Annotated in this window: 18 protein-coding genes and 1 riboswitch; of the genes, 12 read left to right on the top strand and 6 right to left on the bottom strand. The window is 71.7% G+C overall.

The window, feature by feature from the left end; translation table 11 throughout:
• Positions 1 to 84: 84 nt before the first annotated feature.
• Positions 85 to 441 (top strand): iron-sulfur cluster insertion protein ErpA, encoded by a 357-nt coding sequence (erpA, locus tag ACQY0Z_RS14525; protein WP_019522019.1) that lies wholly within the window; start codon positions 85 to 87, stop codon positions 439 to 441.
• 87 nt (positions 442 to 528) lie between these two features.
• On the opposite strand, the gene ACQY0Z_RS14530 is transcribed toward erpA, so the two are convergent.
• Together ACQY0Z_RS14530 and ACQY0Z_RS14535 are read right to left on the bottom strand one after the other, a co-directional pair.
• The gene (locus ACQY0Z_RS14530; RefSeq protein WP_439812379.1) at positions 529 to 2,823 is read right to left on the bottom strand and encodes a hypothetical protein; all 2,295 of its coding nucleotides are present in this window, start codon (positions 2,821 to 2,823) and stop codon (positions 529 to 531) included.
• 143 nt (positions 2,824 to 2,966) lie between these two features.
• Positions 2,967 to 3,176, bottom strand: a complete 210-nt coding sequence (locus tag ACQY0Z_RS14535; RefSeq protein ID WP_189896717.1) for a hypothetical protein — start codon at positions 3,174 to 3,176, stop codon at positions 2,967 to 2,969.
• A gap of 130 nt (positions 3,177 to 3,306) precedes the next feature.
• Between ACQY0Z_RS14535 and ACQY0Z_RS14540 the strand changes: the two genes are divergently transcribed.
• Positions 3,307 to 4,281, top strand: a complete 975-nt coding sequence (locus tag ACQY0Z_RS14540) for a carbohydrate kinase family protein (protein WP_189896719.1) — start codon at positions 3,307 to 3,309, stop codon at positions 4,279 to 4,281.
• 13 nt (positions 4,282 to 4,294) lie between these two features.
• Here ACQY0Z_RS14540 and ACQY0Z_RS14545 read toward each other — a convergent pair whose 3' ends face one another.
• Entirely contained in the window at positions 4,295 to 5,683 is a 1,389-nt protein-coding gene (locus tag ACQY0Z_RS14545) for a cysteine desulfurase/sulfurtransferase TusA family protein (protein ID WP_347225632.1), read from the bottom strand.
• A 274-nt stretch (positions 5,684 to 5,957) separates the two neighbouring features.
• Between ACQY0Z_RS14545 and ctaC the strand changes: the two genes are divergently transcribed.
• From ctaC to ACQY0Z_RS14565, 4 genes are all read left to right on the top strand, one after another.
• Positions 5,958 to 6,950: an aa3-type cytochrome oxidase subunit II gene (ctaC, locus tag ACQY0Z_RS14550; RefSeq protein WP_019522014.1), complete on the top strand. Its 993-nt coding sequence runs from the start codon at positions 5,958 to 5,960 to the stop codon at positions 6,948 to 6,950.
• Positions 6,947 to 8,683: an aa3-type cytochrome oxidase subunit I gene (gene ctaD / locus ACQY0Z_RS14555; protein ID WP_033272941.1), complete on the top strand. Its 1,737-nt coding sequence runs from the start codon at positions 6,947 to 6,949 to the stop codon at positions 8,681 to 8,683. The genes ctaC and ctaD overlap by 4 nt, the downstream gene beginning before the upstream one ends.
• A complete protein-coding gene (locus ACQY0Z_RS14560; protein WP_189896723.1) occupies positions 8,680 to 9,078 on the top strand; it encodes a cytochrome c oxidase subunit 4 in 399 nt (132 codons plus the stop codon). The genes ctaD and ACQY0Z_RS14560 overlap by 4 nt, the downstream gene beginning before the upstream one ends.
• Before the next feature lie 130 nt (positions 9,079 to 9,208).
• On the top strand, positions 9,209 to 10,495 hold the full coding sequence (locus ACQY0Z_RS14565; RefSeq protein ID WP_189896724.1) for a L,D-transpeptidase: 1,287 nt from the start codon (positions 9,209 to 9,211) through the stop codon (positions 10,493 to 10,495).
• Between the two features lie 74 nt (positions 10,496 to 10,569).
• Here ACQY0Z_RS14565 and ACQY0Z_RS14570 read toward each other — a convergent pair whose 3' ends face one another.
• Complete coding sequence (locus tag ACQY0Z_RS14570) at positions 10,570 to 10,971, bottom strand: response regulator transcription factor (RefSeq protein WP_189896726.1); 402 nt, start codon at positions 10,969 to 10,971, stop codon at positions 10,570 to 10,572.
• Between the two features lie 215 nt (positions 10,972 to 11,186).
• Here ACQY0Z_RS14570 and ctaE point away from each other — a divergent pair, with 215 nt between their 5' ends.
• From ctaE to ACQY0Z_RS14600, 6 genes are all read left to right on the top strand, one after another.
• Positions 11,187 to 11,798 (top strand): aa3-type cytochrome oxidase subunit III, encoded by a 612-nt coding sequence (gene ctaE, locus ACQY0Z_RS14575; protein ID WP_031019600.1) that lies wholly within the window; start codon positions 11,187 to 11,189, stop codon positions 11,796 to 11,798.
• An 81-nt stretch (positions 11,799 to 11,879) separates the two neighbouring features.
• Positions 11,880 to 12,692: a cytochrome bc1 complex diheme cytochrome c subunit gene (gene qcrC, locus ACQY0Z_RS14580; protein ID WP_254587072.1), complete on the top strand. Its 813-nt coding sequence runs from the start codon at positions 11,880 to 11,882 to the stop codon at positions 12,690 to 12,692.
• Entirely contained in the window at positions 12,689 to 13,747 is a 1,059-nt protein-coding gene (gene qcrA, locus ACQY0Z_RS14585) for a cytochrome bc1 complex Rieske iron-sulfur subunit (protein WP_189896729.1), read from the top strand. The genes qcrC and qcrA overlap by 4 nt, the downstream gene beginning before the upstream one ends.
• Positions 13,744 to 15,381: a cytochrome bc1 complex cytochrome b subunit gene (gene qcrB, locus ACQY0Z_RS14590; RefSeq protein WP_189896731.1), complete on the top strand. Its 1,638-nt coding sequence runs from the start codon at positions 13,744 to 13,746 to the stop codon at positions 15,379 to 15,381. The genes qcrA and qcrB overlap by 4 nt, the downstream gene beginning before the upstream one ends.
• Positions 15,382 to 15,529: 148 nt before the next feature.
• Complete coding sequence (gene trpD, locus ACQY0Z_RS14595) at positions 15,530 to 16,594, top strand: anthranilate phosphoribosyltransferase (protein ID WP_189896733.1); 1,065 nt, start codon at positions 15,530 to 15,532, stop codon at positions 16,592 to 16,594.
• A gap of 72 nt (positions 16,595 to 16,666) precedes the next feature.
• Positions 16,667 to 16,783, top strand: a riboswitch (SAM riboswitch).
• A gap of 178 nt (positions 16,784 to 16,961) precedes the next feature.
• Positions 16,962 to 18,335 (top strand): aminotransferase class V-fold PLP-dependent enzyme, encoded by a 1,374-nt coding sequence (locus ACQY0Z_RS14600; RefSeq protein WP_439812380.1) that lies wholly within the window; start codon positions 16,962 to 16,964, stop codon positions 18,333 to 18,335.
• A gap of 254 nt (positions 18,336 to 18,589) precedes the next feature.
• Here the strand turns inward: ACQY0Z_RS14600 and ACQY0Z_RS14605 are convergent, their stop codons facing one another.
• The gene (locus ACQY0Z_RS14605) at positions 18,590 to 19,753 is read right to left on the bottom strand and encodes a glycerate kinase family protein (protein WP_439812381.1); all 1,164 of its coding nucleotides are present in this window, start codon (positions 19,751 to 19,753) and stop codon (positions 18,590 to 18,592) included.
• Between the two features lie 14 nt (positions 19,754 to 19,767).
• The gene (locus ACQY0Z_RS14610; protein ID WP_439812382.1) at positions 19,768 to 21,183 is read right to left on the bottom strand and encodes an SLC13 family permease; all 1,416 of its coding nucleotides are present in this window, start codon (positions 21,181 to 21,183) and stop codon (positions 19,768 to 19,770) included.
• Positions 21,184 to 21,216 lie beyond the last annotated feature (33 nt).

Consider the following 21,216-nt stretch of genomic DNA (forward strand, 5'->3'; position numbering starts at 1 on the left):
ACGCACCCGGCCCGGAATGAATCCGCGGCCCCGTCGGTTGCAACCGTCGGCAAGCAGTCTCCGTACAACCCGGGAGAGATGTAGATGTCCGTATCGGACGAGACCACCACCGTGACCGACGGCATCGTCCTGACCGACGCCGCCGCGTCCAAGGTCAAGGCCCTGCTCGACCAGGAAGGCCGTGACGACCTCGCGCTGCGCGTGGCCGTCCAGCCCGGCGGCTGCTCCGGCCTGCGGTACCAGCTCTTCTTCGACGAGCGCTCGCTCGACGGCGACGTGGTGAAGGACTTCGGCGGTGTGAAGGTCGTCACCGACCGCATGAGCGCCCCGTACCTGGGCGGCGCCACCATCGACTTCGTCGACACCATCGAGAAGCAGGGCTTCACGATCGACAACCCGAACGCCACGGGTTCCTGCGCCTGCGGCGACTCCTTCAGCTGAGCCTCACCGGTCCGTCCGGCGGACCGCATGACGAAGGCGGCGGCCCCGTGACCACGGGACCGCCGCCTTCGTCGTACGCGATGCCGCCTAGCGGGCGTCGGAAGGTGCCGGCAGGCGGGCGCCGCCCTTGTGCAGCGGCACCGGCTCGCCGTCCGACGTCACCACCTGGCGGTCGCCGAGGGGGGCGTCCAGCTTCAGCGTCCGCTCGTACTGCTTGGCGATGAGGATGCACACCTTGTCCGGCCAGGGCGTCTCGGTCACCCGCACGGTGACCTTGCCCCCGCTCTCGCTCGCCGCCGCCTCGTAGTCGGCGCAGACGCCGCCCGTGAACGTCACGGTCAGTTCGTCGCCCTCGGCCCGGTAGCCCTCCACCTCGACCTCGCGGGTGGCCGGCGCGGACGTCGGCTCGTCACCGGGGCCCGACGGCTCCCCGGACCCGGCCGGCCCGGCGAGGAACTCCGGGTCCACCGCCGGGTGCGTCACCGTGAACGGGTTGTCGGAGCCCGCCGGGCGCACCTCGAACAGCCACGACGGCACCAGCGCGGGGCGCCCGTCCACCGAGTGCGCGGCCAGCCCGAACACCGCCTCGTCCACCGACACCGTGTCGCCTGCCGGCTGCCGCTTCGTCGCCGGGGCGCACGGCTCCTCCTGCTGCTGTCCCTCGTCCAGCGGTACGGGACTGGCACAGCCGCTGATCTCCACCCGGTCGCCGGCGCCGGGCGCGCCGTTCATCGCGTCCAGCGCCTCGCGGGCGCTCACCACCGGGTACTCGTCGCCCTTCACCGGCTCCGCGAGCCGTCCGCTGCCGCCCACGACCTCGCCGCTCGCCCCGACGACCACCCCGGTCGTCCAGCCGTACGTCGGCAGCCCGCCGATCTCCGGGTCGGCGTTCACCACGCGGCTGCCGTCCAGGACCTGGCTCGCGTCCAGCTTGGCGTCGTCCTGGCCCAACGCCTTCAGCACCGGCGCGGCCGCCTTCTTCGCGGCGGCCTCGCTCACCGCGGCCGTCTTGGCGCCGGTCGGGGCCTTGCAGGTGGCGCCCTTGCAGTTGTCGCTGCGGGGGATGTTCCGGCTGAACGTCCAGGCGCCGGGGGCCTGCTTGTCGACGCGCAGGGTCGGGCCGGAGCCGTCCTGGCCGCCGATGCGCCAGGAGCCGCCCTCGGCGACCGGCTTGCCCTCGACACCCAGCGCCTCGGCCAGGGCGACGACCTGGTCCTCGGTGACCTGGCCCCGCGCGTGGAACACGGGCGCGGCGTCCGGGCCGTCGGGGAGGGCGCCCTCGGCGCGGTAGGTCGCGCCGTACGGGTTGGGCTCGCCCGGCGCGATGCCGTTCGGGCCGCTCTCGGAGTAGCCGTCCAGGGCGAGCGGCGGGGGAGTGGCGTCCCCGTTCGCCCCCGGCGTCGCACCGCCCCCGGAGTCCCCGGCCGCCCCGGCGGCGAGATACGCCCCACCGCCGCCGACCAGCAGCACGGCGGCGGCGACGGAGGCCACCAGCGCCGGCGTCCGCCGCCGCACGGGCCTCTCGGCCCCGGGGTCCCCGTCGTGCCCGGCGCCGACGACGGGTTCGGGGCCGGCGTAGGCGTGGTCGTCGGAACCGTCACCCGCGGCGGCCGGGCCGGCGGCTTCGGCCGCGGACGCGTCCGCCCGCGCGGACTCGGCCTCCCCGGCGCGGGGCGCGTCCCCGTCCCGCGGACCGGTCGCTTCCGGCTTCGCGGGCGGCGGGGGCGCGGACTCGTTCGTGGCGGTGGCGGGGGCGCCGGCCCGCTGGGGTCCGTCCTTCTCGGTGCGAGGTGTGTCGCTGTCGGTGGCCTGTGGGCCGGTCGCTTCCGGCTTCGCGGGCGGCGGGGGCGCGGACTCGTTCGTGGCGGTGGCGGGGGCGCCGGCCCGCTCGGGTCCGTCCTTCTCGGTGCGAGGTGTGTCGCTGTCGGCGGCCTGCGGACCGGTCGCTTCCGGGGTCGCCCGCCGCGAAGCCGCGGACGCATCGGCCGGTGTGGCGTGCGCGTCGATCCGGCCGGGCTCGTCGGACCCGGCCGCGGATGCCGTGGTCCCGTCGGGCGCCGCCGCGGGCCCGTGCTCGGCGGTCCCGCCCGCCCCGGGCCGGGAGGCGCCGGTACCCGGCTCCGTCCCCTCCGGCCGACCGGCCGGTCCGGCGTCACCCGCGCGTGTGAGGCTTCCGGCCTCGGACGCCGAGGCGTCCGCGCCCTCGGCGCCCTCAGGCTGCGAAGCCTCTTCGTTCTCGTCCGCGCCCCGCGTCCCCGCGGCGCCGGAATCGGATGCGGCCGCCTCCGGGGAGGCGGTGCGCGGCCGGGCGCCCTCCGTGTCGGGCGCGTCGCCCGAGACGGGGCGCGGCTCGTCGTCGTGGTCGGGTCGCTCGGTGTTCACCGCATCGCTCCTTCGCCTGCACAGCTGTCCCATGCGGACCCTGCCCGGTCACGCCGGGGCTGCCGAGGGTTCGTATCCCGCATCCCCTCCACGGGGGACAGCGATGGGACGCAGTGGGGGAGCGCGCGGTTCCCCTCGTTCGCTCAGTCGCCGTAGTCGGACATCGCGTCGAGCATCCGCGCCGAGGCGGGCGGCACATCCACCCCGTGGATCAGGGAGGGCGACACCGGCCGGGCCGCCGTCCGTTCGGGCGCCGTCCAGTGCGGGACCATCCGGGCGCAGTCGCCGCGCAGCGAGGTCAGGTCGCCCTCGAGGTCGACCGGAGCGGGGCTGTGGACCTTGATGTTCGTCATGTCCGCACCGTATGCACGCGGACAGCCGTGAAGAAAGAGCTACTATCGGGTAGTTTCGGCTGCTTCTACGGGCCGTCCCCACCCGGTAGCGTGAAGTGTCAAACCCCCCTCCCCCAGGAGAATCCACGCCGTGCGCATCGCAGTCACCGGCTCCATCGCCACCGACCACCTCATGACCTTCCCCGGCCGCTTCGCCGACCAGCTCGTCGCGGACCAGCTGCACACGGTCTCGCTGTCCTTCCTGGTCGACAACCTCGACGTGCGTCGCGGCGGGGTGGCCGCGAACATCGCCTTCGGCATGGGCCAGCTCGGCACCCGCCCGATCCTGGTCGGCGCTGCCGGGTTCGACTTCGACGAGTACCGCGCCTGGCTGGAGCGGCACGGCGTCGACACCGACTCCGTCCGCATCTCGGACACGCTGCACACCGCCCGCTTCGTGTGCACCACGGACTCCGACCACAACCAGATCGGCTCCTTCTACACGGGCGCGATGAGCGAGGCCCGTCTGATCGAGCTGAAGACCGTCGCCGACCGTGTGGGCGGACTCGACCTGGTGTCCATCGGCGCCGACGACCCGGAGGCGATGCTCCGGCACACCGAGGAGTGCCGTTCGCGGGGCATCCCGTTCGCCGCCGACTTCTCCCAGCAGATCGCCCGCATGAACGGGGAGGAGATCCGGATACTGCTGGAGGGGGCCACGTACCTCTTCTCCAACGAGTACGAAAAGGGCCTCATCCAGACGAAGACCGGCTGGACCGACGAGGAGATCCTCTCCAAGGTCGGCCACCGCGTCACCACCCTCGGCGCCCGCGGCGTGCGCATCGAGCGGGCCGGCGAGCCGCCCGTCGAGGTCGCCTGCCCCGACGAGGAGCGCAAGGCCGACCCCACCGGCGTCGGCGACGCCTTCCGCGCGGGCTTCCTGTCCGGCCTCGCGTGGGGCGTCTCCCTCGAGCGCGCCGCGCAGGTCGGCTGCATGCTGGCGACCCTCGTCATCGAGACGGTCGGCACCCAGGAGTACCAGCTGCGCCGCGCCCACTTCATGGAGCGCTTCACCAAGGCCTACGGCGACGACGCCGCCACCGAGGTGCGCGAGCACCTGCGCTGACCCCGGTCACACCTCACGACAGCCGGCGGACCACATAGGCCGCGCCCCGGTCCGCCGGCTGCTCGCCCACGTACTCCTGGCCGCGCATCTCGCACCACGCGGGGATGTCCAGCCGGGCCGCCTCGTCGTCGGCGAGGACCCGCACCAGGCCGCCCACGGGCACGTCGCCGATCACCTTGGCCAGCTCGATCACCGGGATCGGGCAGCGCCGCCCCAGCGCGTCCACCACCAGCGCCTCCTCCCGCTCCTCGGTGACGGCCTCCGTACGGGACACCGGTGCGCCCAGCTTCTCCCGCACCCCGGCGACCACGCCCGGCAGCACGTCGAGGAAGCGCTCCACGTCCTCCGTCTTCGTGCCCGGCGGCAGCGACACCCGGACGTTGCCCTCGCTGAGCACCCCCATCGCCTTCAGCACATGGCTGGGCGTCAGCGTGCTGCTGGTGCAGGACGAGCCGGACGACACGGAGAAGCCCTCCCGGTCCAGCTCGTGCAGCACGGTCTCCCCGTCGACATAGAGACACGAGAAGGTGACCACGCCCGGCAGCCGCCGCTCCGGGTCCCCGACCACCTCCACGTCCGGCACCAGCTCCGGCACCCGCGCCCGGATCCTGTCCGTCAGTTCCCGCAGCCGGGCCGCCTCCTGGGCGGCCTCCGCCCGCACCGCCCGCAGCGACGCCGCCGCGGCCACGATCGCCGGGAGGTTCTCGAACCCGGGCACCCGCCCCGACTCCCGCTCGTCCCGCGGCCCCTGGGGCGCGAACCGCACCCCCTTGCGTACGGCCAGCAGACCCACCCCCGAGGGCCCGCCCCACTTGTGGGCGCTCGCCGCGAGCAGCGACCAGGCGCCCTCCACCGGGCCCCAGCCCAGCGACTGCGCCGCGTCCACCAGCAGCGGCACCCCGGCGGCCCGGCACGCCTCGGCCGCCTCGGCCACCGGCTGCAGGGTGCCCACCTCATGGTTGGCGGACTGCAGACAGGCCAGCGCGGTGTCCGGCCGCAGCGCCCCGGCGAACTCGGACGGGCGTACGGCGCCCGTGCGGTCCACCGGGACCTCGGTGACCGTGCCGCCGCCGTCCCGGTGAACTTCCGCCGCATGGAGTACAGACGAGTGTTCGACCGCTGACACGATCAGGTGACGCCCGGTGCGCCGCCTCCCGGCCAGCGCCCCCGCGATCCCGGAGTGCACCGCCGTCGTCCCCGACGGGGTGAACACCAGCTCGTCGGGCCGGCACCCCACCCCCTCCGCGGCCGCCTCCCGGGCGGCGTCGAGCAACAGCCGCGCCCGCCGCCCCTCCTTGTACAACCGCGCCGGATCCGCCCACCCTTCGTCCAGAGAGGCCATCAGCGCCTGACGGGCGACGGGATGAAGAGGAGCGGCGGAAGCGGCGTCGAAGTAGGACACACGCCAACGCTAACCCCCTCGGGGGCGTGGGGAACCGCGCGATCGACCACGACGACGCCGCAGCCGCCACGACGCCCGCACCCCGGGAAGATGGGGCGCTCGATGTAACCCGCGGCGCGTACGGCACCCCTCCCCGCGAACCCCGGAAGGGCGTCGGCTAGGGTTTGGTCCGCATAAACATCCAAACCCCTGCCCGACGCAGGGCGGCGACCGACCAGCGAGAAGGCCAGGCCGCAGCCGAACAGCGCGGGCGAGACTCTCGGGAAGGCGCTACGTGAGTCCCAACGGCTCCGACCTCCCCCACGGCCTGGAAGGCGTGGGCGGTACCCCCAAGCCGCGGCGCCCGATGCGGCGGAAGCTGCTGCAGGCACTGACCGCGGGCCTGGTCCTGGCGACCGCCACCGGTTGCACATGGGAGGACTTCCCCCGCCTTGGCATGCCCACCCCCACGACGGAAGAGGCTCCCCGGATCCTCTCCCTGTGGCAGGGGTCCTGGGCGGCCGCGCTCGCCGTCGGCGTGCTGGTGTGGGGCCTGATCCTGTGGAGTGCTTTCTTCCACCGGCGCAGCCGCACCAAGGTCGAGGTACCTCCGCAGACCCGGTACAACATGCCCATCGAGGCGTTGTACACGGTGGTCCCCCTCATCATCGTCTCGGTGTTCTTCTACTTCACCGCGCGCGACGAATCCGAGCTGCTGAAGCTCGAGAAGAAGCCCGACGTCACGGTGAACGTGGTCGGCTTCCAGTGGAGCTGGTGCTTCAACTACGTCGAGAACGTCGAGGGTTCCACGGGCGACGCCAAGACGTCCAAGGAACTCGACGCGATTCCGGACCGCTACAAGGAGGCCTTCCCGGCCGACGCCGGCGGTGTCTACGACTGCGGCATCCCCGGAACCCGGAACCCGCAGACCAACAACCCGGGCCCCACCCTGTGGCTGCCCGAGGGCAAGCGGGTCCGCTTCGTGCTGACCTCGCGTGACGTCATCCACTCCTTCTGGGTGGTGCCGTTCCTGATGAAGCAGGACGTCATCCCGGGCCACACCAACGCCTTCGAGGTGACCCCCAACCGTGAGGGCACCTTCCTCGGCAAGTGCGCCGAACTCTGCGGCGTCGACCACTCCCGGATGCTGTTCAACGTGAAGGTCGTCTCCCCCGAGCGGTACGAGCAGCACCTGAAGGACCTCGCGAAGAAGGGGCAGAAGGGCTACGTGCCCGCGGGCATCGAGCAGTCCGGCCCCGAGAAGAACCGGGAGTCGAACATCCTGTGAGCATCCTCAACGAACCCAAGGGTGCCGCGGCAGCTGGGTCCCACTACGAGGACGAACTGCCGGTCAGGCGCCAGAACCGTGGCAGCGTCGTGGTCAAGTGGCTGACGACCACGGACCACAAGACGATCGGCACGATGTACCTGGTGACGTCGTTCGTCTTCTTCGTCATCGGCGGCGTGATGGCCCTGGTGATGCGCGCCGAGCTGGCCCGCCCGGGCCTGCAGATCGTGTCGAACGAGCAGTTCAACCAGGCGTTCACGATGCACGGCACGATCATGCTGCTGATGTTCGCGACGCCGCTGTTCGCCGGCTTCGCGAACTGGATCATGCCGCTGCAGATCGGCGCGCCCGACGTGGCGTTCCCGCGGCTGAACATGTTCGCCTACTGGCTCTACTCGTTCGGCTCGCTCATCGCGGTCGGCGGCTTCCTGACGCCGGACGGCGCCGCCAGCTTCGGCTGGTTCGCCTACTCGCCGCTGTCGGACGCGGTCCGCTCGCCGGGCATCGGCTCCGACATGTGGATCATGGGCCTCGCCCTGTCCGGCTTCGGCACCATCCTCGGCGCGGTCAACTTCATCACCACCATCATCTGCATGCGCGCCCCCGGCATGACGATGTTCCGCATGCCGATCTTCACCTGGAACGTGCTGCTCACCGGTGTGCTGGTGCTGCTCGCCTTCCCGGTGCTGGCCGCCGCGCTGTTCGCCCTGGAGGCGGACCGCAAGTTCGGGGCGCACATCTTCGACTCGACGAACGGCGGAGCGCTGCTCTGGCAGCACCTCTTCTGGTTCTTCGGTCACCCCGAGGTGTACATCATCGCGCTGCCGTTCTTCGGCATCGTCTCCGAGATCATCCCGGTGTTCTCCCGCAAGCCGATGTTCGGCTACATGGGCCTCATCGGCGCGACCATCGCGATCGCGGGTCTGTCGGTGACGGTGTGGGCGCACCACATGTACGTCACGGGCGGTGTGCTGCTGCCGTTCTTCTCCTTCATGACCTTCCTGATCGCGGTCCCGACCGGTGTGAAGTTCTTCAACTGGATCGGCACCATGTGGAAGGGCAGCCTGTCCTTCGAGACGCCGATGCTGTGGACGCTGGGCTTCCTCATCACGTTCACCTTCGGCGGTCTGACCGGCGTCATCCTGGCCTCGCCGCCGCTGGACTTCCACGTCTCCGACTCGTACTTCGTGGTGGCGCACTTCCACTACGTGGTGTTCGGCACCGTGGTGTTCGCGATGTTCGCCGGCTTCCACTTCTGGTGGCCCAAGTTCACGGGCAAGATGCTCGACGAGCGGCTCGGCAAGATCACCTTCTGGACCCTGTTCATCGGCTTCCACGGCACCTTCCTGGTCCAGCACTGGCTGGGCGTCGAGGGCATGCCGCGCCGGTACGCGGACTACCTGGCCGCGGACGGCTTCACCGCCCTGAACACGGTCTCGACGATCGCCTCGTTCCTCCTCGGCATGTCGCTGCTGCCGTTCTTCTACAACGTGTGGAAGACCGCCAAGTACGGCAAGCCGGTCGAGGTCGACGACCCGTGGGGCTACGGCCGCTCCCTCGAGTGGGCGACCTCCTGCCCGCCGCCCCGGCACAACTTCCTCACCCTGCCGCGGATCCGCAGTGAATCCCCGGCGTTCGACCTGCACCACCCGGAGATCGCCGCGCTCGACGAGCTCGAGAACGCCGGTCACGGCGAGAAGGCCCTCTCCGGCGGCAAGGAGGCCGGCAAGTGAAGATCCAGGGCAAGATGTTCATGTGGCTGAGCCTCTTCTTCCTGGCCATGGCCGTGGTCTACGGCCTGTGGTCGAAGGAGCCGGTCGGCACCACTGCCCTCGTCCTGTCCTTCGGCCTGAGCATCATGATCGGCTTCTACCTGGGCTTCACCGCCCGGCGGGTCGACGTGGGCGCCCAGGACAACAAGGAGGCGGACGTCGCCGACGACGCCGGCGAGGTCGGGTTCTTCAGCCCGCACAGCTGGCAGCCCCTGGCCCTGGCCGCGGGCGGCGCCTTCGCCTTCATGGGCGTGGCGATCGGCTGGTGGCTGATGTACTTCTCCGCGCCGCTCCTGCTGATCGGCCTGTGGGGATGGGTCTTCGAGTACTACCGCGGTGAGAACCGCACCCAGTAGCACGCCGCCAGGCACCCGGGAGCCCGGACACTCCGTCAGGAGGGTCCGGGCTCCCGCTTCTGCCGCATCCGCCTCACCCGTTCGGGCCGCCCGGTGAGCCGGGGACCGCCCGGCTCCCTAGCGTGAGGCCATGAGAGACACAGAGTCCCCCCGCACCGGCCCGGGCGCCACGCGGGCCCGCCTCGCCGGCTGCGCGCTGCTGGTGGCGGCCCTCGGCGCGGGCGTCACCGGCTGCTCCTCAGACGGCAGCCCGCTGTCCGCCGAGCCGTACGACGCGGCGGACCAGATCTCCTTCGGCGGCTCCCTCGACGAGGGGAAGACCGCCGACCCCGACAAGCCCCTCGAGATCACCGCCGAGGACTCCGACGGGCGCATCACCGACGTCGTCGCCGTGGACGCCTCCGGACGCCACCTGGCGGGCGAACTCGCCGCCGACGGCAGCCGCTGGCACAGCACCACCCCGCTGGCCGCCTCCGCGCAGTACACGGTCCGCGTGAGCACCGAGGACGAGGACGGCAGGCCCGGCCGCAAGGTCCTCACCTTCACCACCGGCAAGCCCGGCGCCGCCAAGCGCCTGGGCATCACCTTCGGCCCCGAGGCGGGCACGTACGGCGTCGGACAGCCGCTCGTCGCGGAGCTCAGCGAACCCGTGAAGGACCCGGCGCAGCGGGCCGTCGTGGAACGCGGCCTGAAGGTCGACTCCACGCCCTCCGTCACCGGCGCCTGGTACTGGGTCGACGACAAGAAGCTGCACTTCCGGCCCAAGGAGTACTGGCCGGCCGACGCCACCGTCCGGGTGCGCTCCAACCTGGAGGGCATCAAGGTCGGCGACCGGCTGCGCGGCGACGCGGCCAAGCCGCTCACCATCCGCACCGGTGACCGCGTGATAGCCGTCACGGACGCGGCCGCCCACCAGCTCACGGTCTACAAGAACGGCGAGGAGATCAAGCAGATCCCCGTCACCACCGGCAAGCCCGGCTTCGAGACCCGCAACGGCGTCAAGGTGGTGCTCGCCAAGGAACGCTTCGTACGCATGCGCAGCACCACCGTCGGCATCGCCGAGGGCTCCTCCGAGTCGTACGACCTGGACGTGCACTTCGCCACCCGGGTCACCTGGAGCGGCGAGTACGTGCACGCCGCCCCCTGGTCGGTCGGCTCGCAGGGCTACGCCAACGTGAGCCACGGCTGCGTCGGGATGAGCACCGCCGACGCCGAGTGGTTCTTCGACACCTTCCGCCAGGGCGACCTGGTGGAGGTCGTGAACTCGGAGGGCGACACCATGGAGCCGTTCGGCAACGGCTTCGGCGACTGGAACGTGACCTGGGACAAGTGGCGCGAGGGCAGCGCCCTCACGGGCAGCGGGAAGACCCCGGACACCGCTCAGCAGGTGGCGCGGCTGCGGCCCGCGGCCGTGTGAAGCGCGCAGGGCCGCCGCGACCGCCCACGGGCGGCCCGGCGGCCCCGACGGCCACGAGGGGCGGCGCGGACGCCTCAGGCGCCCGCCAGCGCCTTCCGGCGCAGCAGCGAGGCCAGGGCGTTCGCGAACTCCACCGGCTCCACCGGGAGCGTCACCGCGGCCTCCGCGCGGCTCCAGGTCGCCAGCCAGGCGTCCTGCGGGCGGCCCATCAGCAGCAGCACCGGAGGGGCGTTGAAGACCTCGTCCTTGATCTGCCGGCACAGCCCCATGCCGCCCATCGGCACGGCCTCGCCGTCCAGCACGCACACGTCGATGCCGCCCCGGTCCAGCTCGGTGAGCACGGCCGCCGGCGTCGCGCACTCGACGAACTCCACGAGGGGCACGTCCGGTGCCGGCCGCCGCCCGGTGGCGAGCCGCACCTGCTCCCGGGTGTTGGCGTCGTCGCTGTAGACCAGCACCGTGGCGGTCGCCTGCATTGTTCCTCCACGCGTAAGAGAGAGGGCACGGCTCTGTCGGGAACTTCGGGTACCGATGGCGCGGATGCTACCCCCTCGGACCGCCCGTCAACACCGGTTCGGACACGGCTTCGAAGGGGGCTCCCATGGGCCATACGGGCAGTCCAGGAGGGGCGAACACACCGAACGGCACCCCCGGGAGTGAGGGCGGGATAAGCGACCGACATAATGTCGGCGTGGCGACAGCAACGACAGTAGACACCGGGCACGCGCACCCGTCGGTCAACCGACCGAACCTCACCAGCGTCGGAACCATCATCTGGCTGAGTTCCGAGCTGATGTTCTTCGCGGCCCTCTTCGCGATGTACTTCACCCTGCGATCGGTGACCGGACCCGACTTCTGGTCGGAGAAGGCCGACCTGCTGAACTTCCCGTTCTCGGCGACGAACACCACGATCCTGGTGCTCTCCTCGCTCACCTGCCAGCTCGGCGTCTTCGCCGCCGAGCGCGGTGACGTGAAGAAGCTCCGGATGTGGTTCATCGTCACCTTCATCATGGGCGCGGTGTTCATCGGCGGCCAGGTCTTCGAGTACACCGAGCTGGTCAAGCACGAGGGCCTGTCCCTCTCCTCCGACCCGTACGGCTCGGCCTTCTACCTGACCACCGGCTTCCACGGCCTGCACGTGACGGGCGGCCTGATCGCCTTCCTCCTGGTCCTGGGCCGCACCTACGCGGCCCGGAGGTTCACCCACGAACAGGCGACCGCGGCCATCGTCGTGTCCTACTACTGGCACTTCGTCGATGTCGTCTGGATCGGCCTCTTCGCCACGATCTACATGATCAAGTAGGCGGGCCCTCATCCGCGCGCGCTGACCACAGCGCACTCAACAGAAGCATCGACGCAGAAGATCCTGACACCGGGGTAATCCGTGAAAAAGCTCTCCGCACGACGACGCCATCCGCTGGCGGCGCTCGTCGTCCTACTCCTCGCGCTGGCATGCACCGGGGGGCTGTACGCCGTGTTCGCACCCGCGGACAAGGCGCAGGCCGACGAAACCGCCCAGTCCCTCACCATCGAGGAGGGCAAGAAGCTTTACACCGTCGGCTGCGCGAGCTGCCACGGCACCGGCGGTCAGGGCACGTCCGACGGCCCGAGCCTGGTGGGCGTGGGCGCCGCGGCGGTCGACTTCCAGGTGGGCACCGGCCGTATGCCGGCCGCCACCTCGCAGGGCGCGCAGATCCCGCGCAAGAAGAACATCTACTCGCAGGCCGAGATCGACCAGCTGGCGGCGTACATCGCCTCCCTGGGCGCCGGCCCGGCCGTCCCGACCGAGGAGCAGTACGGTCCCGAGGGCGCCGACGCTGCCAAGGGCGGCGAGCTGTTCCGCAACAACTGCGCGCAGTGCCACAACTTCACCGGCAAGGGCGGTGCGCTCACGCACGGCAAGTACGCTCCCAGCCTGGACGGCGTCGCGCCCAAGCACATCTACGAGGCCATGCTCACCGGCCCGCAGAACATGCCCTCCTTCCCCGACACCACGCTGTCGGAGCAGAACAAGAAGGACATCATCGCGTACCTCGACGCGGTCAACGGCGAGGACACCGAGAGCCCCGGCGGCCTGTCGCTGGGCGGCCTCGGCCCCGTCTCCGAAGGTCTGTTCGCCTGGATCTTCGGACTCGGTGCGCTGATCGCGGTCGCCGTCTGGGTCGCCGCTCGGACCGCAAAGGCCAAGAAGTCATGAGTAGCCAAGACATTCCCGAAGAGAACCTGCCCGCAGCGCAGGACACCAGCCACGGCGCGGTGAAGCTCGCGGACGAGCAGAACCCGTTCGCCGACCCGGGCCTCCCGCCCCACGAGCCGCGGGTGCAGGACATCGACGAGCGGGCCGCCAAGCGGTCCGAGCGTACGGTCGCCCTGCTGTTCACGGTGTCGATGCTGGCCACCGTCGGCTTCATCGCCTCGTACGTGACCATCCCGGTCGACAAGTCGGTCTACATCTGGCCGATCGGTCACATCAGCGCGCTGAACTTCGCGCTGGGCATGACGCTCGGCCTGGCCCTGTTCTGCATCGGCGCCGGCGCGGTCCACTGGGCCCGCACGCTGATGTCGGACCACGAGCTGGCCGACGAGCGTCACCCGATCGAGGCCCCTCCCGAGGTCCGCGCGAAGGTCATGGACGACTTCCGCCAGGGCGCCAAGGAGTCGGCGCTCGGCCGCCGGAAGCTGATCCGCAACACCATGTTCGGCGCGCTGGCCCTGTTCCCGCTCTCCGGCGTGGTCCTGCTGCGCGACCTCGGCCCGCTGCCCGGCACGAAGCTGCGCCACACCCTGTGGTCCAAGGGCAAGCTGCTCGTCAACATGAACACCAACGAGCCGCTGCGCCCGTCGGACCTGATCGTGGGTTCGCTGACCTTCGCCAAGCCCGAGGGCCTGGAGGAGCACGACCACGGCTTCCAGACCGAGATCGCCAAGGCCGCCCTGATGCTGGTCCGCATCCAGCCGGACGACATCAAGGACAAGCGCGCGCTGGAGTGGTCGCACGAGGGGATCCTCGCCTACTCGAAGATCTGCACCCACGTCGGTTGCCCGATCTCCCTGTACGAGCAGCAGACGCACCACGCGCTCTGCCCCTGCCACCAGTCCACCTTCGACCTTTCCGACGGGGCCAAGGTCATCTTCGGACCCGCCGGCCACGCCCTGCCGCAGCTGCGCATCGGCGTGAACGACGAGGGCTACCTCGAAGCGCTCGGTGACTTCGACGAGCCCGTCGGTCCTGCTTTCTGGGAGCGCGGATGAGTACTACGACGAGCACCGATTCCCGCGCACGCGGGAAGGCGCCGGCCGGCGAGCGGGTCGCCGACTGGGCCGACGGCCGGCTGGGGATCTACTCCCTGGCCAAGGCCAACATGCGCAAGATCTTCCCCGACCACTGGTCGTTCATGCTGGGTGAGATCTGCCTCTACAGCTTCATCATCATCATCCTCACGGGTGTGTACCTGACGCTGTTCTTCCACCCGTCGATGAACGAGGTGGAGTACCACGGCAGCTACGTGCCGCTGCAGGGCCAGCTGATGAGTGAGGCCTACAAGTCGACGCTGGACATCAGCTTCGACGTCCGTGGCGGTCTGCTGATCCGGCAGATCCACCACTGGGCCGCGCTGGTCTTCCTGGCCGGCATGTTCGTGCACATGATGCGCGTGTTCTTCACCGGCGCGTTCCGCAAGCCGCGTGAGATCAACTGGCTGTTCGGCTTCCTGCTGTTCGTCCTCGGCATGTTCACCGGCTTCACCGGCTACTCGCTCCCGGACGACCTGCTCTCCGGCACCGGTATCCGCTTCATGGAGGGCGCGATCCTGTCCGTGCCGATCGTCGGCACGTACATCTCGTTCTTCCTCTTCGGCGGCGAGTTCCCCGGCGACGACTTCGTGGCCAGGTTCTTCTCGATCCACGTCCTGCTGCTGCCGGGCATCATGCTCGGCCTCGTGGTGGCGCACCTGATCCTGGTCTTCTACCACAAGCACACGCAGTTCGCGGGCCCCGGCAAGACCAACAAGAACGTCGTCGGCATGCCGCTGCTCCCGGTGTACATGGCCAAGGCCGGAGGCTTCTTCTTCCTGGTCTTCGGTGTGCTCGCGGCCGTCTCGGCGATCGCCACGATCAACCCGATCTGGAACATCGGCCCCTACCGGCCGGACATGGTCTCCACCGGCGCCCAGCCCGACTGGTACATGGGCTTCTCCGAGGGCCTGATCCGTGTCATGCCGGGCTGGGAGATCAACTTCTGGGGCCACACGCTCGTCCTGGGCGTGTTCATCCCGCTGCTGATCTTCCCGCTGGTCCTGGTCGCCATCGCGGTGTACCCGTTCATCGAGTCCTGGGTCACCGGCGACAAGCGCGAGCACCACATCCTGGACCGCCCGCGCAACGCCCCGACGCGCACCGCGTTCGGCGTCGCCTGGATCACGCTGTACTTCGTGCTCCTCGTCGGCGGCGGCAACGACATCTGGGCCACGCACTTCCACCTGTCGATCAACGCCATCACCTGGTTCGTCCGGATCGCGTTCTTCGTCGCCCCGGTCGTGGCGTTCATCGTCACCAAGCGGATCTGCCTCGGCCTGCAGCGCCGGGACAAGGAGAAGGTGCTGCACGGCCGCGAGTCGGGCATCATCAAGCGCCTGCCGCACGGTGAGTTCATCGAGGTGCACGAGCCGCTCAGCCAGGAGCAGCTGTACACCCTCACCGCGCACGAGCAGCCCAAGCCGCTCGAGCTCGGCCCGGAGGTCGACGAGAACGGCGTCCGGCGCAAGGTGAAGGCCACCGAGAAGCTGCGCGCGAAGCTCAGCAAGGGCTTCTACGGCGAGGAGTCGCAGATCCCGAAGCCGACCGTCGAGGAGTACAAGGAGATCACGAGCGGCCACGGCCACCACTGATCTCTGCAGCTCCAACGTCGCCACACGACGGCGAAGGGCCCCCGTCCGTTCTGCGGACGGGGGCCCTTCGCGGTGTCCCGGGCTGGATAGGGTGGGTGCGGGACCTTTTCCGGTCCCCGACGACCCGCTACGACCGTCAGGAGCGACCATGAGCGCTGTGACCCCCGCTGGAGGCGACACCGCGGCGGGCCGCTCCTGGCCCGCTTTGCTGAACACCCTGCTCGACGGCCGGGACCTCACCGCCGACGAGGCCGCCTGGGCGATGGACCTGATCATGCGCGGCGAGGCGACCGACGCGCAGATCGCCGGATTCGCGGTGTCGCTGCGGGCCAAGGGCGAGACCGTCGACGAGATCACCGGCTGCGTGCGGGCCCTCTACGACCACGCCAACGTCATCGAGGTGCCCGGCGCCACCGTCGACATCGTCGGCACCGGCGGCGACGGCGCCAAGACGGTGAACATCTCCACGATGTCCTCGATCGTCGTCGCCGGCACCGGGGCGAAGGTCGTCAAGCACGGCAACCGCGCCGCGTCCTCCGCCTCCGGCGCCTCCGACGTGCTCGAGAAGCTGGGCGTCAACCTCGAACTCACCCCGCGCCGGGTCGCCGAGGTCGCCGAGGAGGCCGGCATCACCTTCTGCTTCGCGGTGAGGTTCCACCCGGCGCTGCGCCATGTGGCCGCCGCCCGAGGCCAGCTCGGCGTCCGCACCGTGTTCAACTTCCTCGGCCCGCTCGCCAACCCGGCGAAGGTCAAGGCGCAGGCGGTCGGTGTCGCCGACGCCCGGATGGCGCCCATCATGGCCGGGGTGTTCGCCGGACGCGGCCACTCCTCGCTGGTGTTCCGCGGCGACGACGGCCTGGACGAGCTGACCACCACCGGCACCTCCCGGGTGTGGGTGGTCCGCGACGGCAAGGTCACCGAGGAGACCTTCGACCCGCGCGACGTCGGCATCGAGCTGGTCCCCGTGGAGGCGCTGCGCGGCGCCGACGCCTCCTACAACGCCGAGGTCGCCCGCCGCCTCCTCGACGGCGAACGCGGCCCCGTACGGGACGCGGTGCTGCTGAACTCCGCGGCGGCGCTGGTCGCCCTGGAGCCCGGCAGCGGCACCCTCACCGAGCAGATCCGCGCCGGCATGGAGAAGGCCGCCGAGTCCATCGACTCCGGCGCCGCCAGGCGCGTCCTCGACCGCTGGGTCGCCGTCACCAACGCGTAGGCCCGGTACGGCCGTCCCGCCATCCGGATACGGGTTGCGGGACGGCCGCCACCTCACGTACGTTCCCTCTCAGGTCATGAGTGACAGCCATCAGGCCCCGGCCGGCTGTCCGGCAACCCTCCGTCCGTGGCGGGGTGCCCCGGGTGAAGACCAGGCCGTGAGCAGCAGGGCTCACGGCAAGCGCGGACCCCTCGCACACCAGGGGTCCTGGTCGTCGAGGAGTCTTCTGTGAGCAAGCGAATGCGATAGGGCGCCGAGCCCCGCCTCCGCACATCCCTTTCACTCTTCACCTCCGCGCTGGAGCGCGCGCCGTCGTCGTCGGCCGCCCGCTCGCGCGAGGATCCCCCCTGCCTACGGGAGTTCCGTCATGCCTGCTGCTGCCGCCCCCGCCGTCGCCGTCGAGCCGTCCGTCCGCGCCCCGCTGCCCGTCCTCGGCCGGGACGTCGCCGTCCCCCTCGTCACCGGCGGCGAGGTCACCTACGCCGCCCTCGACTACGCCGCCAGCGCCCCCGCCCTCCAACGCGTCTGGGACGACGTGGCCGCCTACGCCCCCTACTACGGCAGCGTCCACCGCGGCGCCGGCTACCTCTCCCAGCTCTCCACCGACCTCTTCGAGAACGCCCGCCGTACCGTCGCCGGGTTCCTCGACTGCCGCGCCGACGACCAACTGGTGTTCACGCGCTCCACCACCGACTCCCTCAACCTGCTCGCCGCCGCCCTCCCCGAGGGCTGCGAGGTCTTCGTCTTCGAGACCGAGCACCACGCGGCGCTGCTGCCGTGGTGGCGGGCGGGCCGGGTGACCTTCCTCGACGCCCCCGACAGCCCCGCGCAGGCCGTGGATGCCCTGGAGCGCGCCCTCGCCGACCGCGACCCCTACGGCCCGGCCCTGGTCTGCGTCACCGGCGCCTCCAACGTCACCGGCGAGCTGTGGCCGGTCCGCGAACTCGCCGCCGCCGCGCACGCGCACGGCGCCCGGATCGTGCTGGACGCCGCCCAGCTCGCCCCGCACCGCGCGGTGTCCGTCCGGGATCTGGACGTCGACTGGGTCGCCTTCTCCGGGCACAAGCTGTACGCGCCGTTCGGCTCCGGCGTCCTGGCCGGCCGCGCCGACTGGCTCCGCGCGGCCGAGCCGTACCTCGCCGGCGGCGGCGCCAGCCGTACGGTCGCCCGGCGCGAGGACGGGGGAGTGGACGTCCAGTGGCACGAGACCGCCGCCCGCCACGAGGCCGGCTCGCCCAACGTCATCGGCGCCTACGCCATCGCCTCCGCCTGCAAGGCGCTCACCGAGGCGGGGTTCGACGCGCTGGCCGAGCGGGAGGACGTGCTGGTGCGGGCGGTGCGGGAGGGGCTGGCGGATGTGCCTCAGGTGCGCTTCCTCTCCCTGTTCGGGGACGACGCTCCGCGGGTGGGGGTGCTGTCGTTCGTGGTCGACGGGTGGAACAGCTCGCACTTCGCGGCGGCGCTGTCCGCCGAGTACGGGATCGGGGTGCGGGACGGGTTGTTCTGCGCGCACCCGCTGGTGCGGAGGCTGCTGGGTGGCGACACGGGCGCCGCGGGGGAGTGCGGGGCGCCGGAGGCGGGGGCGTTGAACGCGATCCGCGTGAGCTTCGGGGCCGGGACGCCGGAGGAGCATGTCGCACGGTTCGTGCGGGCGGTGCGGGAGCTTGTGCGGGACGGGGCGCGGTGGAAGTACCGGACGGTGGAGGGCCGCTGCGTGCCGGACCCGTCCGGGCGGGCGTAAGAGGGGGTCCCGCCCCCGCCGCCCCTGCCCTCCCCACCCCGGGGCTCTGCCCCGGACCCCGCTCCTCAAGCGCCGGAGGGGCTGAATCCGGGGATCCACCCCAGGCCCCGCTCCTCAAGCGCCGGAGGGGCTGAGGTGTGTCCGGGAGGGCTGGTTCCAGCCCGTCCGGCGTTTGAGGACGAGGCCCGGAGGGCCGACAGGGGGTCTGGGGCGCAGCCCCAGGGACGGGACGGGAAGGGGCGGCGGGGGCGAACTCACGCCTGGCCGGCCGGGAGTCGGGCACCCAGGGCGATCAGCCTCAGCGCCCTCTCCGTCGCGTCCGTCAACAGCTCCGCGCCGCGGACCAGCGCCTCCGCCAACTCCATGGGCCCCGGCAGAATCCCCTGGCACGCATCCACCCCCGGCACCTCCGCCGCCCCTTCCCCCAACGTCCCCGCGATCGCCAGCACCGGCCGCCCCGCCAGCTTGGCCCGCCGGGCCACCTCCCCCGGCACCTTCCCCCGCGGCGTCTGCCGGTCCAGCGCCCCCTCCGCCGTGACCACCAGGTCGGCCCGGGCGAGCCGCTCGTCCAGACCGAGATGGTCCAGCAGCACAGGGAACCGCGGCACCAGCGCCGCGCCCAGCGAGGCCAGCCCCGCCCCCAGACCGCCGGAGGCGCCCGTGCCGCGCCCCAGCCGCAGGTCGACGCCGGTGACGGCGAGGTCCCGGGTCAGCACCCGCGCCCAGTTCTCCAGCCCGGCGGACAGCTCCTCCACCTGCCGCGGGGTCGCCCCCTTCTGCGGCCCGAACACCCGCGCCACGCCCCGTTCCCCGCACAGCACGTTGTACGGGTTGCAGGCGACGACCAGCTCCACACCCCCGAGCCGAGGATCGAGCCCGGACGCGTCGACCCGCGCGATCCGCCACAACTCACGCCCTCCGAGAGGCAGTTCCACCCCCTCCCCGTCCAGCAGCCGCACCCCCAGCGCCTGCAACGCCCCCGCACCCCCGTCCGACGTCCCCGAGTCCCCGCAGCCGACCACGATCCGCCGCACTCCCGCGTCCAGCGCGGCACGGATCAGCTCCCCGACCCCGTACGTCGTGGTGGCGCCCGGGTCGCGCCGGGTGCGGGGGACCAGGGAGAGCCCGGCGACCGCCGCCATCTCCACCACCGCCGTGTCCTGCCCGCCGCCGAGCAGCGCGAAGTGGGTGCCGACCGGCTCGCCCACAGGGCCGGTGGCGGCCAGGGCGACCAGTCGGCCGCCGGTCGCCCTGGCCAGCGCGGCGGCGGTTCCCTCCCCGCCGTCCACCAGCGGGATGCGGTCGATCTCGGCGTCCGGCAGCACCCGGCGGACGCCCGCGGCGATGGCGTCGGCCGCGGCGGGGGCGGACAGGGACTCCTTGAAGCCGCTCGGGGCGACGACGACTCGTTTCAGCATGGTTGCGGTACTCCTCAGGGGGTCACCGGCACGCCCAGGGCGGGCCACACGGTGACGGCGAACAGCAGGACGAGGGCGGCGGTGAGCGGGGCCAGCACGGCGGACAGCCGGAGCAGGTCACGCGGGGTGTAGGTGGGGATGCCGGGTATCTCCGCGAACAGCGCGACCGGCTTGGCGGAGGCGGGCAGGGTGTGGCAGAAGCCGGCCGCGGCGGTGGAGGCGAGCGCCGCCGCCACCGGATTCACCCCGGCCGTCACGGCCGCCGCGACCACCAGCGGCACCAGCACGGAGGAGCGCGCGGAACGGGACTGCAGGACCAGATGGGCGGCCGTGCTGACGGCGATCACGACCGCCAGGAAGGGCAACGGGCCGATCCGCGCCGGGAGTCCGCCGACCAGCCATGCGGCCGCCCCGGACTCGGCGAGTGCCACGCCCATCGCCATGGTCGCCGCCATGAACAGCAGCAGCGACCACGGCACCGTCTTCAGCGCGTCCTTCAGACCGACCGTGCCCAGCGCCGGGGAGGCGGCGACGACCGCGCCGATCAGCGCGACCACGGCCGGGGACACCTGGTGCAGGGGTTCGCCGCACCACAGGGTGACCACCGTGCCCAGCAGCAGGGCGCACCGCTTCTCCGCCTGCGTCCAGGGGCCGGTGACCGGGCGGTCGCTGTGCCGCTGGATCTCCTCGGCGGTGATCCGCACGGGGCCGGTGCGGTCGGCGCGCCGGGTGGCGGTCAACAGCACCGTCTCGGCGGCGAGATGGGACGACACCACCGCCAGCGGCAGCCCCAGCAGCAGCCATTCGGTGAAGCCGACCCGCTCCCCGGTGGCCTCCCACAGCACGGACACGGTGATCAGATGCGCGCCCGCCCCGATCAGCGTCGCCACCGCCGACAGCAGGATCACGGTGGGGAACAGCAGCGCCAGCATCACCACCAGCCGCCCCCGCCCGGCGAGCGCCTTGGCGAGGGCGAGGAACACCGGCAGCGCGAGCGCCGCCCGCCCCGAGGTGGCCGGCACCGCGAACGCGGTCACCACCAGCGCCGCCGTCGTCAGATGCGTCAGCTGCCGTACTGTGCGTGCCCCGCCGACCAGGAAGGCGGCCGCCCGCCCGGCGAGCCCGGTCCGGGTGACCGCGGCGGCCAGCACGAACGCGCAGATCAGCAGCCACACGGTCGAGTCGCCGAGGGTGCCGAACAGGGTGTCGCTGCTGATCACCCCGGTCACCGTGAGCGCGAGGCCCGCGCCCAGCGCGACGTAGGTGTCGTCGACGGGCGTGCCGATCCACGCGCAGGTCGCCAGCGCGAACACGGCGAGGGTGAGACGGGCGTCGCCGCCGAGGCCGGGGAAGACGCCGGGCACGGCGAGCGCCGCGCTCAGCGACAGGGCCGCGCACAGCGCCACGGTCGTACGGATCGTCAAGGTCACGCCATAGACGCTCCCGCCGGGCGGTGAGCCGCC

Source organism: Streptomyces sp. P9-2, from assembly GCF_051903975.1.
In the GTDB taxonomy this organism is placed as follows: domain Bacteria; phylum Actinomycetota; class Actinomycetes; order Streptomycetales; family Streptomycetaceae; genus Streptomyces; species Streptomyces cellulosae.

What these genes read in the sequence shown, in the direction of transcription:
- ACQY0Z_RS14570 (WP_189896726.1), bottom strand. Translation starts at nt 10,971, where the DNA reads ATGCAGGCGACCGCCACGGTGCTGGTCTACAGCGACGACGCCAACACC.
- ACQY0Z_RS14565 (WP_189896724.1), top strand. Translation starts at nt 9,209, where the DNA reads ATGAGAGACACAGAGTCCCCCCGCACCGGCCCGGGCGCCACGCGGGCC.
- trpD (WP_189896733.1), top strand. Translation starts at nt 15,530, where the DNA reads ATGAGCGCTGTGACCCCCGCTGGAGGCGACACCGCGGCGGGCCGCTCC.
- qcrA (WP_189896729.1), top strand. Translation starts at nt 12,689, where the DNA reads ATGAGTAGCCAAGACATTCCCGAAGAGAACCTGCCCGCAGCGCAGGAC.
- ACQY0Z_RS14605 (WP_439812381.1), bottom strand. Translation starts at nt 19,753, where the DNA reads ATGCTGAAACGAGTCGTCGTCGCCCCGAGCGGCTTCAAGGAGTCCCTG.
- ACQY0Z_RS14535 (WP_189896717.1), bottom strand. Translation starts at nt 3,176, where the DNA reads ATGACGAACATCAAGGTCCACAGCCCCGCTCCGGTCGACCTCGAGGGC.
- erpA (WP_019522019.1), top strand. Translation starts at nt 85, where the DNA reads ATGTCCGTATCGGACGAGACCACCACCGTGACCGACGGCATCGTCCTG.
- qcrB (WP_189896731.1), top strand. Translation starts at nt 13,744, where the DNA reads ATGAGTACTACGACGAGCACCGATTCCCGCGCACGCGGGAAGGCGCCG.
- ACQY0Z_RS14600 (WP_439812380.1), top strand. Translation starts at nt 16,962, where the DNA reads ATGCCTGCTGCTGCCGCCCCCGCCGTCGCCGTCGAGCCGTCCGTCCGC.